Origin of the sequence: Streptomyces sp. JL2001 (genome assembly GCF_050917515.1) — a bacterium.
In the GTDB taxonomy this organism is placed as follows: Bacteria; Actinomycetota; Actinomycetes; order Streptomycetales; family Streptomycetaceae; genus Streptomyces.
Genome location: NZ_CP169421.1, coordinates 166,891 through 179,321, shown reverse-complemented (window position 1 = coordinate 179,321; position 12,431 = coordinate 166,891). Strand labels below are relative to the sequence as shown.

The window sequence follows — 12,431 nt, the reverse complement described above, 5'->3', positions numbered from 1 at the left end:
GGTCGCCGTCGAGCGGTGGAGTCCCTCAGGACTGAGTCGCGGCGTGAGAATGCCCAGGAGCAGCAGAACACGTGACGAGGTAGGGCGCCATGCGCGGCGATCCGTCCAGGCGGCCGAGACGTCATGGAGATCATCAGGCGACGCGGTTCGATACCTTCAGGGCCTGGCGGTTGGAGATCTGTGGCAGCGGCCTCGTCGTCAGCATGCGCGCGACACCTGAGTGCAGGATGCTCGAGACATGACTGATCCACTCGTCCCGCCGGAAGAGACCCCGCCGGTCGAGGGCTCCACCGCCGAGGCCCATGAAGAACGTCCTGATGGGGGAATCTGGGAGCACCCCGCCATCTGGGTCTGGCTCGTTGTCATCGGCGCGGTGCTCTTTGCGGGGTTCTTCATCGCCCGAGTAGTCGCCTTCTGACCCAGTCCACGGCGCATGGTTGACGGCCGGAAGCACGTGCTCCACCAGGCGCGCGCACGCAGACCCCATCAAGCGGGGGGAAGTCCACCGAGCTCACCGCCACGGCCTTCCGCGCTGGCCGCGGACCGGCCGCGTTGTAGGACAAGCCGGCTTACGCCGGCGGGTCGTGCAGAGGATCCGGTGGCATCCTGACCCGCGCCCGAATGGTTTCCGGAAGGCGGACCGCATCCGATGCGAGTCTGCTGTACGAAGGGGTCCCAAGGATTGTGACGCCTCGCGCTCGGAGACGCTCATGCGACGACGTGCCAACGCTGTCGGTCGCTGCTCGCATGGTCGCGTCGAGCGCGATATTCGAGACCACCCCCGCGACGATGACGTGAAGGCGCCGGATGCTCACCCTGCGGAGGCTGGCCCGCGCTCGGATGCCAGGGAAGGGCCTGCCCCACGCCTCACAGTCGAGCCAGTCGTCCAAGGAGAGCAGATGGCGCCGACCTTCACCGACGTGGTCATCGTCGGAGCAGGAGCCGCCTGGCTGTCGCTTGCCTGGCGTCTGCTCAACCCTCCGGCCGGCATCGCCGTGCCCGGGGTCGTTCTCGTCGATGCTCCCGCAGGCCCCTGGCGGCCTCCCGAACGCACCTGGTGCTACTGGGAGCGCGGCAGCGGAGCCTACGACGATCTGCTGACCGCGTCCTGGGGGGCCCTGCGGGTGCGCGACTCCGAAGGGTCCGGGCCCGTGCGCGGCAAGGGGTCCTTGCGGTACAAGATGCTCCGCTCGTCCGACCTCGTCGGCGGTCTGCTGTCACGACTGGGCGGACTCGCCCGCATCGACGCGGTGGCACCGACATCGGAGACCTGGAGGAGGGGGCCCAGGTCACCTGCCGGACACCCGACGGCCGACCGCTCTCCCTGCGCGCACGCTGGGTCTTCGACTCCCGCCCTCCCCGAGCCACACCGTCGCGGGTGGTCTTCGCGGCCTACCTCTTCCGCAATCTCGGCGACCCTGATGCCGTCCTCGGCCTCGTCCGCGACATCCTGCGCCCGGGAGGCCGACTCGTCGTGCACGAATACGCCCTCGGCGGCCGGCCCGCCCCTCGCGTCATCTGGTCCGCCGTCATGAACGGACTCGTCCTCCCGTGGGGCAGACTCCACGGCGACGCCTCCCTCTACCGGCACCTACGCCGCAGCGTGCTGGACTTCGACACAGCGCAGGAGTTCGCCGATCGACTGGGCCGTGGCCGGGTTCACCCAGGGGCGGGCGCTGCCCCTTCCCGGTCGGCAGACCGGTATCACCCACACGTTCACCGCACTTCGCCGCTGACGACACCGCCTGCGCAGCGGCCCGGAATCAGTGCCCCATGGCCTCGATCAGGTGGCGGGCAGTCCAATCCGGACCGAGGGACCTCGCCGTGCCCATCCATCGGGCCAGGCCCGCGGGGCGATGCGACAAGAGCCTTCCGATCGCCCGCCCGGCCTCTTCGTCCGCCATGCGGGTCGGGTCCAGGCACAGGCCCACCTGCGCCCGCTCAAGGTCATGGGCGATGGAGAACTGGTCGCTGGAGAAGGGGAGTACCACCGCGGGGACACCCGCGGCGAGACACTCGGTGAACGAGTTGTTGCCGCCGTGGTGCACCATCGCGTCGACGTGGCCCAGGAGCCAGCGCTGGGGGACCGTCTCGGCGATGTGCACCGCCGAGTCGGCCAGACCGGCCATCGCGGTGACGCGGTCGCCGGCCGCCACGATCACGGCGGCATCCGGTCGATGCGCCCGGATGCCGCGCACCAGTGCGGCCAGCACGTCGTCGCGAGCGGACAGGAAGGTGCCGAGGGCGACCAGCACCAGGTGCCGGTACTGCGTCCGCAGCCGCCTGACCAGGCCTTCCCAGACACGACCCGGGCTCTCGGGCGCCAGGGGGACGCAGTGGCCGCCGTAGAGGTAGCGGCGACCGGGCGTCCTCCGCCGGGGGAGCCAGGGGAAGGGCGGGTAGTTGAAGACCACCGCGTGTCGCGAGGCGAGCGCGAAGGCCCGTCCGGGGCCCGACAGGTCCGGAGCGTGCCGGCGGGCCGTCCGCGCGAAGCTGTCGGTGAACGCCTGATCGTTGGCTCGTGCGGCCTCCTCGAGGCGTGCCAGGTCCTCGGGCGCCGGCCTGATGGCGCTGGGCCAGTTCTGCGGCACCCCGAAGAGGTTCTCCGGCCGGTGGGGCAGATAGCTCGGGTGGCCCGGGCAGAAGGTGGCGAACCGCAGCCCCAGGCAGTGCAGGGCCAGTGTCACGGGGTAACTGAGCTGGTCCACGACGTACCAGTCCGGGGCGAGGCTCTTCTGGACGGCGCGCACCTCCGCCAGGACGGTCTCGGGATCCGCCAGCATGTCCTCACCGCGGTGCCGGGCCTGGGTCAGGAGAGCGGGAACGGCGCCCTGCCGGGTCGACTCGAGGAACTCCTCGAGCCGTGCGGCCTCCCGTTCCCCCTGCTCGGTGCGGCGTGCGATTCCGGTATTGGCGTTGCGGGTCACCGTGAGGGGAACGAAGCCCACCCCCGCCTGCGCAGCCAGTGGCGAGAACGGCTCCGCGCAGGCCAGATGCGCCTCCGCCCCCGCGCGGGCGAGTGCCCCCGCCAGCACCGACAGGGGCTGGGCGTGGGAGCTGAAGGGGGGACTGATCACCACGACACGCGGCATCTGCGGACTCCATCGAGGGTGGGGCCGCCTCTGACCGGCCCAGTGGCTTGGCCTTCGCGCAGAGAAGGGCGAGCGGATGCGGCCCCCGCCGGATGCATGACCGCTTCGTCCCGCCGCAGCCCAGGACGGGGCTGCGGCGGGTGATCACATGATGGAGCCGATGGGCCCGTCGTGCTCAGGCCGTGGTCCGCCACCAGCACTCCGCCGCCCTGGCGGCAGCCCAGGCCGATCACTGTCGCGCACCGGCCGGAGCAAGCCGGCACACAACGACGTCGTGAGCTGCATCCGCTGCCACAGGAGCAAGGGAAAAGCGGATGAAAACGGCTGTCCGCAGGTCTCTCCGCCAGGGAGCCGCCACCGTCGTCCCGACCACGAGGAAGCGGCGTCGTCGCCACGCCTGCTGCGTCCAGCGAGGAGAAGGTCAGTGAAACTCAAGGACGAACTTCCCATCGATCATCATCTCGCCTTGGTCTACCGCCTGGGAGCCGCGGTGTGCGGGCTGATCCTCCTGGCCTTCGGCTCGCTGGGCTTCGCGAACGCTCTCAGCCCCTTCGACACCTCGGGGGACCGCATCGCGGGGATGACGACGAACACGACGCTGAGCATCATCTCCGTCCTGGTGGGGCTCGCCCTCCTGGGAGGCGCCGTGGTCGGCGGCAACGTCGCGTCCACCCTGAACATGATCGTGGGCACCCTGTTCGTCCTCAGCGGGTTCTACCACCTGTTCGTGCTGGACCGACCCGCCAACTTCCTGGACTTCGGAATGACGAACGTCATGTTCAGCTTCGTCATGGGGCTCTTGATCGTCACCTTCGGCATGTACGGGCGAGTCTCCAGCAAACTCCCCCACGACAACCCCTACTGGCGGCAGCGTCATCCACGGGAGGCTGCTCAGGAGTCCCTGGCACGCCGCCGGGCCATCACACGAGAACCTTCCCCCCTCGCCCAGGCGCCGGCGCACCCCCACCGGGAACCGCCCGCGCGAGATGCGAAGCGCACCCCGGACGCACAGACCGGTGAGATCCATTCCTGACGGTCGTACACGAAGGGGCGCAGGCCATGGCTCGCCATGAGTCGTCCGACGAACCGGCGGAGCCGGGCATGGCAACCGGGACCGTGGCACGCCGACTCGGCGTCACCCCCACCACGTTGCGCTCGTGGGATCAGAGGTATGGGATCAGGCCCGCGGCCCGGCAGCACGGCAAGCATCGGCGCTGGAGTCCTCGCGACATAGCGATGCTCGAGGACATGTGCAGGATGACCACATCGGGGGTTCCCCCCGCGGAGGCCGCTCGGGTGGCTCTGTCACGCGCCGGTCGCCCCACTCCCTCTCCCGTTCCCGACCCGGAACCGGCACGCAGTCCCGGGTCGGGGAACGGAATGCGGCTGGAGCATGTGGAGCATCGACACAGGGGCCTCGCCCGGGCCGCTGTGAGACTGGACAGCCCGAGCATCGATCGGCTGCTCCGGGAAGCCGTCGCCCGGTACGGTCTCGTACGGGCCTGGCAGGAGGCCATGGTTCCGACGCTGCACGCGGCCGGTCGCAAGTGGGAGTCGTCGGGGGACGGCTATGTGGAAGTCGAGCACCTGCTGTCGTGGCACATCTCGACCGTGCTCCGCCAACTCAGCGGCACCGGACCGCCGCCCGTGGCCGGAGTCCCACCCGTTCTGCTCGCGTGCCTTCCCGGCGAGCAGCACGCGCTGCCGTTGGAGGCTCTCACCGCCCACCTCGCCCAGCAGCGCGTGCCGAACCGCATGTTCGGTGCGGCCATGCCGGCCGACGCCCTCCTTGCCGCTGTGCGGCGTGTGGGCCCGGCAGCGGTCGTGCTGTGGTCGCAGACCCGGGCCACGGCCGATCACGCCCTCGCGTCGCACGTCGCGCGGACCGCGTTCGGGGTTCAGGGGGCCCGTACGCGTCCACTTGTCCTGCTCGGTGGCCACGGCTGGGCGGGCACCCCGCTCGCTGCGGGCCTGGTGCGGCCCCACGGCCTCGTGGAAGCCGGCGGGGTGCTCCTTCAGCTCTATGACGCGGTGATCGACGCCACGACCGGTGACCTGGGTGGGACCTCGGAGCGAATGGCCGGCCAGGGGGAGTGACGGCTGCGGCTTGATCGTCGTAGCCGTCCTGGTCGGTTCCGTCGTCCTCAGCAGAACCAGCACCGAGCCGGCCCCTCAGGAGGACACGTGGTCGGCCTGAGTTCCGGCCCATGCGCTTCGCGCGGTTGCCGTCGGGTCCGGACCGCCGCGCGGATTCCTTCCAGCACTGTTCTGCATCCAGCGGCGCCCGGCCATCGGAACGAGTTCGGACGGGTGCCGCGCATGCGGCGGCCTCAAGGCAAGCGGACCGGGCACGAGAGCAAGACGGCGAACGAGAGGCGGCAACATGGAGATGAGTCCGGCGATGACGGAGCAACCCCGGCACAGCGGCAGGCGTCCGCTCGTGCTGGCCGGCTTGCTCGTCGTCTGCTACGCCGTGGCAGGCATCGGCGGATGGGCGTCGGCCGACGCCGGCGAGGTCTACGGCAACCTGAATCGCCCCACATGGGCACCCCCGGGTTGGCTCTTCGGCCCGGTGTGGACGGTGTTGTACGGAACCATCGCCGTCGCGGCGTGGATCGTCCTGCGCAGCCCGGGGTCCGCGCCGCGCGTCGCGATGGCCTGGTGGTCGGCCCAGCTCGCACTGAACCTGGCGTGGACACCGCTGTTCTTCGCCGCCGGGGAATACGGGCTCGCGTTCGCCGACATCTGCCTGCTCCTCGCAGCCGTCGTCGTGACCATCGTCGGCTTCTCCCGTACGAGCAGGGGTGCCGCTCTGCTGCTCGTCCCGTACGCCCTCTGGGTCGCCTTCGCCTCCGCACTGAATCTGTCCATCTGGCTGGCGAACACCTGATCAGACGCGCCCCGGCCCCCGCCGGCCCGCGCGTCAGGTCAACGTCTCCCTCCTGGTGCGGCTCCGCTCACCCTGCGGGCCTGCGGTCGACCGGTGATCAGAGTCCGCGGCTGATCACGGAGAGCGTCACGTCCAGGGCGAGTTGCACCTCCTGCTCGGGGAGGTCCCGGAGTGGTCCGTCGATCAGCAGGTGGCTCAACCCGTGTACCGCCGACCAGGCCGCGTACTCGGCGCCAGGTCGTCTGTCGGCCGGCACTGCCGAGGCGTCCACGAGGTCGTCGAGGCACTGGGTCAGGAGCAGGAAGGGGTGCGGGGCGGTCACGGACGGCGTCGGCAGCGGCAGGGCGTGCGACTCGGTCGCGGCGAACGCCGTCTGGAACCAGCCGGACTCCGTCCGGGCGAACTCCACGTAGGCCCTGCCCAACGTATTGAGCCGTGCCCAGGAGCGGGAGGGCTCGGCGCCCTCCGTCACGGCGGACAGTCTGAGGTTCATCAGCGCGCCGAGCTCCTCCATGCAGCGATCCGACACCGCGGCCAGAAGTGCGTCGTGATCCGCGAAGTGCCGGTAGGCGGCGTTGTGGGAGACGCCTGCCGCCCGGCTCGCCGCGCGCAGTACGACGGACCTCGGCCCGCCCGTGCGGGCGAGTGACAACCCCGCTTCCACGAGGGCGTGGCGGAGGTTTCCGTGGTGGTAGCCCTGCTTCTCCATCCTTGCTCCCTCGGGAAAGCCATGTTGACGATGTCACCATATGGTGCGATTCTTAGCTTATGTCTATGTGGCCGATGTCAACATTCTGACAAGGCTGGAGGCCGAGATGTCCTCCCTCTCCACTTCACGGCGACGACTGGTTCTCGCAACCGTGTGCCTGGCCGCCCTTGCCATCACGCTGGACACCACGATCATCAACGTCGCTCTCCCCGAGCTCAGCCGGCAGTTGAGCGCCTCCACGCGCGAGCTTCAGTGGATCGTCGACGCCTACAACCTGTCATTCGCGTCCCTGGTGCTCACCGCAGGCTCCGTGGGGGACCGCTTCGGCCGTCGGCCCACACTGCTCGCGGGTCTGGCCGGCTTCGCCCTGACCAGCCTCGTCGGCGGGCTCGTCGACTCCGCCGACGCTCTCATCGCCATGCGTTTCCTCATGGGAGCGAGCGCCGCAGTGATCTTCCCGACCACCCTGTCCATCATCACCAACACCTTCCCCGAGCGTCGCGAGCGAGCGCAGGCCATCGGGATCTGGGGAGCCGTGACAGGTCTCGGGGTGGCGATAGGGCCGATCGTCGGCGGAGTCCTCCTCGCTCACTTCTCCTGGCCATCGGTGTTCTTCGCTCTCGTCCCGGTCGCGGCCGTCGCCTTCCTCGCCGCCCTCATCTGGGTCCCGGAGTCCAGCCGCCGCAGCCAGGCCCGCATCGACATCCCTGGACTGATCCTGTCCACGGCCGCCATCGGCCTGCTTGTCTACACGATCATCGAGAGTTCCGAGAGCGGATGGAGCGACCCCGCGCGCATCGCCGGATTCGCCGCTTCCGCGCTGCTCGCAGTCGTCTTCGTAGCGGTCGAGAGGCACCGAACCGCGCCCATGATCGACGTCACGCTCTTCCGCACCCCGGCCTTTTCCGCGGCGAGCGGATCGGTGACCGTAGCGTTCTTCTCCCTGTTCGGATTCATCTTTCTCGTGACGCAGTACTTCCAACTCATCCGAGGCCACGGAACGCTCTCGACCGGCGTGCGGATCCTCCCGGTCGCCGTCACGATCGCCATCGGGTCCCTCCTCGGCGCCACCCTTGCGGTGCGCGTCGGGACGCGCGCGACGGTCATGACGGGCCTGACGCTCCTGGCCTCGTCTTTCGGCTGGATCGCCGTCTCACCGGCCGACATGAGCTACTCCGTCATCGTCGGGCAGATGGTGCTCATGGGCCTCGGCTTGGGGCTCACCACCGCTCCCGCGACGGACTCCATCCTCAGCGTCCTTCCCCCTGCGAAGGCCGGCATCGGATCAGCAGTCAACGACGCCACCCGCGAAACAGGCGGCACCCTCGGTGTAGCAGTCCTGGGAAGCATCTTCACCTCCCTCTATGCCGGGCACCTGCCGCACACCGCATTCGGCCTGCTCCCCGGCCCGGCGCTCCACAGCGCCCAGGAATCCGTGGCCGCGGCACTGGCCACCGCGCAACGCGCGCCCGCATCCGACCGTGCCCAGCTGCTCGACGCAGTCCGAGACAGCTTCATGACGGGCTTTCACCTCTCCTGCGTCGTGGCGGCCGGTATCTGTCTGCTCGGCGTATGGGGCGCTGCTTTCCTTCCCGGGCGTCCCAGCCGGACCGGCGTCGAAGCCGAGGGAATCCGGGCCGCCGCCCCGGCCCGTCGCTGAGATTGCACCTGATGGGCGGTCTCCCCTGACGGACGACAAGCACCACAACCTTCCAGCCCGCTCCGGCTGGGCGCCCCGCGCTGCTGCCCGCTCGGCAGTCGGGCCTGGGCCAGGTCCTCGGCGGTCTGATCGCCGGCGCCGTCCTGAGGGGGTTCTTCCGTGGTCGGCACCCGCACGCATCCTCGGCTCGAACCAGCTGGACGACTCCGCACCACGCATGGCACCGGCCGACAGTCCTGCCCACGCGCCGGGGCTCCTGGGTCCGGACACCCGCCTGTCGGTCGACATGATCCGGGCGTTCGACGACGGCATGGTCGCTCTGCTGGCCGGCGAGATCGAGACCGAGCACCCGGGCACCGACGCCCGGGAGGTCGCGGAGATCCTCCTCGCTCTCACCTGCGGGCTCGAGGCGAGCCTTGCCGACGCTGCCATAGCGGCAGGCCGCCTCGACCGCGCCATCCCGCTCATCGTCGCCGGACTGAACGCGCCAGGCGCCTCTTCTCAAGTTAGGACAGTCACATGACCACGCCTGTTCTCATCACCGGCACCTCCTCCGGTATCGGCCGTGCGACCGCCGTGCGACTCGCCCGCCGCGATGACTTCACCGTCTATGCGACGGCCCGCCGCCTCGACACCATCGCCGACCTGGAGGAAGCCGGTGCCCGTCTCCTTGCGCTCGACGTGAACGACGAGCGATGCATGGCCGAAGCCGTCGACACCATCCAGTCCCAGCACGGCTCCGTCGGCGTGCTGGTCAATAACGCCGGCTTCGGCCAGTACGGCACCGTCGAGGAGACCGACCTCGACGGTGTGCGCCGCCAGTTCGAGACCAATGTCTTCGGCATGGCGCGCCTCACCCAGTTGGTCCTGCCCGCGATGCGCGCCGCCGGGCGGGGGCGCGTCATCAACGTCGGATCCATGGGAGGCCGCCTCGTCTTCCCCGGCGGCGGCTACTACCACGCCAGCAAGTACGCCGTCGAAGCCCTCAGTGACGCACTGCGCTTCGAGACGGCACCCTTCGGTATCAAGGTCAGCCTGATCGAACCGGGACTCATCCGCACGGCCTTTGGCGACACCGCCGCCTGTACTCTCTCCGACGCGGCCCATCCCGCAGGCCCCTACGACCGTCTCAACACCGCCGTCGACCAGCAGATGGCCGCCTCCTACCGGTCCAAGCTCCTCTCGGCCCCGGCCGAATCGGTAGCAGCCGCCATCGAACGTGCCGCCACCGCCACCCGGCCCCGCACCCGCTACGTCGTCACCCCCGCGGCCAAGACCCTGGTCCACGCCCGCCGCCTGCTCGGAGCCAAGCTCTTCGACGCCTATCTGCGCATGCAGTTCCGCGCACCACGATGAACGGCACCTGTGAACCCGCACTCCAGATCCGGAACCAGTCCACGCGCCGCTCCCCTGAAGCTGTCTGACCACACCTTGTGTGCGCCACGGGCACCGCTGGCTTTTCGATGCGTCAGCGGTGACGACGGCTTGCTTCACCGGTCGAGACCCAGCCACGCAGGGATTGAGCTGCCCGGGTGGCTCACTCTGGTGGCATGAGTCCCAGTCGAGGAGTTGGATCGGTTCGACGCAGGTTACGGATTCAACGAAGAGGCATTCGTCGTGGCGGATCGGCTCGGTTCACATACCTACTCGGCGGGCGACGAGATGGGTGACGCGCTCTTGGACGTGCTCTTCTCCCGGTCGCACGACGGTCTCCACGTCTTCGACGGTGAACTGCGACTTCTCCAGGTGAACACAGCAGCACGCCTCATGCGTGAGTTCCCCGTCGACCGCATGCTCGGGCGGACACTGCCTGAGATCCTTGGCGCCTTCGACATCGCCGATCGCGCCGTCATCGAGCACACTGTGCAGCGGGTGCTGGAATCAGGCAGTCCCGCCTTCGAGCTGCCCATTCGGGTCCGCAGCCGCACCGAGCCCGCGGCCGAGGCTGTCGTCTCAGCCTCTGTGTTCCGACTCCAGCGGCCTGACGGCAAGGTGCTCGGAGTCGCTGGCGCACTGACTGACATCACCGTCCGCACAAGGGCCGAGGCAGGCCTACGGCTGCTGAACGAGGCGGGCACGAGAGTGGGCACCACCCTGGACGTGTTTCGCACCGCCGACGAGTTCTGCGACCTTGCTGTGCCCCGTCTGGCCGACACCGTAACGGTCGATGTCTACGACACCGTCCTACGAGGCCACGCCCCCACACCGAACTCCCGAGAACGAGCGGCAGCCCTGAGACGCGCCGGATTTCGCTCTGCCGCAGGCCCCGAACAGCAGGGTGTCCCCAGGGTGGGTGAGGTGGACACCTATCCGCCCGCCACGCCCTTCCGGGCTGTCTTGGAGACGTTGGCGCCCAAACTGCTCCGCCGACTCACTCCCGATACATCATGGCTCGACGCGCGTCGTCCGCGCGACGCCCGGATCCTGGCCGCCGGCGCGCACTCCATGCTGCTCGTCCCCATCCGGGCCCGCGGTCTCGTCCTCGGGCTCGCCTGCTTCTACCGGTGGCGCAACCCGATTCCCTTCGACCACGTAGATCTGTCCCTGGCTGAGCAGTTGACCACGCACTCCGCCCTGTGTCTGGACAATGCGCGGCAGTTCGGGCGCGAACGCTCCGCAGCTCGCATCCTCACCGGCCGCCTTGCTCATCACGAGAAACTTCGAACTGAGGCGGTTGACCTCGCGCACGCCTACCTTCCCGCCGGATCTGGCGGCGCCTGGTTCGACATCATCCCGCTGTCCGGCGCCAGGATCGCTCTCGTTGCCGGCGGCCCGTCCGTCGGACAGGGCGGCGCCGACCCGGCGGCTATGGGCGAATTGCGCGCCGCGATCGAAGTCCTCTCCGATCTCGACCTGGCACCCGAGGAGATTCTGGAGCGCGTGCATGACCTCGCCAGCCGCCCGCAATCAGTTCCTGCCGAAACTGCGGGGCGCCCCACGCCGGACCCCGCCCCCTCCAGCTGTCTGTACCTCGTCTACGACCCGATCACCCGTCTCTGCACGGCAGCGAGCGCGGGACACCCAGAACCCGTCCTTATGCACCCGGACGGCTCCGTCGAAACGCTCCACGTTGCTGCCGGCCCCCCGCTGGGCCAGGGCATCAGCCACTACCAGATGATGGAGCGCGTCCTGCCCGCAGGCACCACCCTCCTGGTGTACAACTCCACTCTCCTGGCTGACCTCGACGTTACGGCGCAGTCGCTGCGCGCTCAATTCGCGGCCTCCTACAGTGTCACCGCCTCCGCCTCATCTCCGCAGGCGCTCTGTGACTCCCTGGCCCGCGACCTTGGTCCCGACCGACTGAGCCACGACGCGTTCCTACTCCTGGCTCGCACCCGCACGATCGGCTCGGACCACACCGACGCCTGGACCTTTCCCAATACCCCGTCGGCTGTCTCCCGGGCACGCAAGGCCGCCACAAGGAAATTGGCGCAGTGGGGCATCGAGGCGGACCTCGTCGACAGCACCTCGCTCATCGTCAGCGAATTGGTCACCAATGCTGTCCGGTACTCCCGGGGCGCGATTCAGCTCCGATTGATCTTGGGCGACACCCTCACCTGTGAAGTCACCGACGACAGCAGCACGGCTCCGCATCTGCGCCGGGCTCTCGACACGGACGAGCACGGGAGGGGACTCTTCATCACCGCGCAGCTTGCGCGCCGGTGGGGGGTGAGGGGTGCCCGTCGAGGCAAGACGATCTGGGTCGAACAAGATCTCGGGCAACCCTCTCGACCTGCGCTCGCGGACGGGCTTTTCGGCGTCGAAGCCTGAGGGAGTCGTTTCGGTCAGGGGGGTTATGCGGGTTCCCGTGACAGCGGCGCTCTGACCTGGTCATGAGGGCGGCAGGGGGGGCCATGCGAGGTTCCCCGGGTGGCATCGCGAGGAGACGCCTGAGTGGGCAGGTCGGTGCGGGTGCGGGAGGCCCCACAGGGCACGGTGATGTTCCCGCTGATCAGTGGTCTTGGGTTATACCTGCAGCGAATGGCAGGAGGCCGACCGTGGAGGCTTCCGTTGGGGAGCGGGTGTCCTCCTCGTCGTGCGTATGTGGACCTTCCAAGCCGTTCAGGAGCCGTGAGAGCA

10 protein-coding genes and 1 pseudogene are annotated in these 12,431 nt (G+C 69.1%); 9 read left to right on the top strand and 2 right to left on the bottom strand.

Annotated elements, in window-relative coordinates; genetic code table 11:
• The first annotated feature begins 238 nt into the window (after nucleotides 1-238).
• Entirely contained in the window at nucleotides 239-418 is a 180-nt protein-coding gene (locus tag ACE1OA_RS00825) for a DUF6480 family protein (RefSeq protein WP_356606251.1), read from the top strand.
• 511 nt (nucleotides 419-929) lie between these two features.
• Nucleotides 930-1,736 (top strand): annotated as a pseudogene (locus tag ACE1OA_RS00820) (lycopene cyclase family protein); the annotation flags it as partial.
• Nucleotides 1,737-1,763: 27 nt separating this feature from the next.
• On the opposite strand, the gene ACE1OA_RS00815 reads toward ACE1OA_RS00820, so the two are convergent.
• Nucleotides 1,764-3,092 (bottom strand): glycosyltransferase, encoded by a 1,329-nt coding sequence (locus tag ACE1OA_RS00815; protein ID WP_432752013.1) that lies wholly within the window; start codon nucleotides 3,090-3,092, stop codon nucleotides 1,764-1,766.
• 424 nt (nucleotides 3,093-3,516) lie between these two features.
• On the opposite strand from ACE1OA_RS00815, the gene ACE1OA_RS00810 reads away from it, so the two are divergent.
• From ACE1OA_RS00810 to ACE1OA_RS00800, 3 genes are all read left to right on the top strand, one after another.
• Nucleotides 3,517-4,125, top strand: a complete 609-nt coding sequence (locus ACE1OA_RS00810) for a DUF4383 domain-containing protein (RefSeq protein WP_386542548.1) — start codon at nucleotides 3,517-3,519, stop codon at nucleotides 4,123-4,125.
• Between the two features lie 26 nt (nucleotides 4,126-4,151).
• Entirely contained in the window at nucleotides 4,152-5,189 is a 1,038-nt protein-coding gene (locus ACE1OA_RS00805) for a MerR family transcriptional regulator (protein ID WP_432752012.1), read from the top strand.
• Between the two features lie 304 nt (nucleotides 5,190-5,493).
• On the top strand, nucleotides 5,494-5,982 hold the full coding sequence (locus tag ACE1OA_RS00800; protein WP_386542549.1) for a TspO/MBR family protein: 489 nt from the start codon (nucleotides 5,494-5,496) through the stop codon (nucleotides 5,980-5,982).
• Nucleotides 5,983-6,079: 97 nt separating this feature from the next.
• On the opposite strand, the gene ACE1OA_RS00795 is transcribed toward ACE1OA_RS00800, so the two are convergent.
• The gene (locus tag ACE1OA_RS00795) at nucleotides 6,080-6,691 is read right to left on the bottom strand and encodes a TetR/AcrR family transcriptional regulator (RefSeq protein WP_432752011.1); all 612 of its coding nucleotides are present in this window, start codon (nucleotides 6,689-6,691) and stop codon (nucleotides 6,080-6,082) included.
• Between the two features lie 67 nt (nucleotides 6,692-6,758).
• On the opposite strand from ACE1OA_RS00795, the gene ACE1OA_RS00790 reads away from it, so the two are divergent.
• From ACE1OA_RS00790 to ACE1OA_RS00775, 4 genes are all read left to right on the top strand, one after another.
• A complete protein-coding gene (locus ACE1OA_RS00790) occupies nucleotides 6,759-8,351 on the top strand; it encodes an MFS transporter (protein WP_384867151.1) in 1,593 nt (530 codons plus the stop codon).
• Nucleotides 8,352-8,568: 217 nt separating this feature from the next.
• Nucleotides 8,569-8,874 (top strand): hypothetical protein, encoded by a 306-nt coding sequence (locus ACE1OA_RS00785; RefSeq protein ID WP_384867150.1) that lies wholly within the window; start codon nucleotides 8,569-8,571, stop codon nucleotides 8,872-8,874.
• Nucleotides 8,871-9,707, top strand: coding sequence for an oxidoreductase (locus ACE1OA_RS00780; protein WP_386542550.1), 837 nt, complete (start codon nucleotides 8,871-8,873; stop codon nucleotides 9,705-9,707). Before ACE1OA_RS00785 ends, ACE1OA_RS00780 begins: the two co-directional genes overlap by 4 nt.
• A 213-nt stretch (nucleotides 9,708-9,920) precedes the next feature.
• Complete coding sequence (locus ACE1OA_RS00775; protein ID WP_432752010.1) at nucleotides 9,921-12,122, top strand: SpoIIE family protein phosphatase; 2,202 nt, start codon at nucleotides 9,921-9,923, stop codon at nucleotides 12,120-12,122.
• The last annotated feature ends 309 nt before the right edge of the window (nucleotides 12,123-12,431 follow it).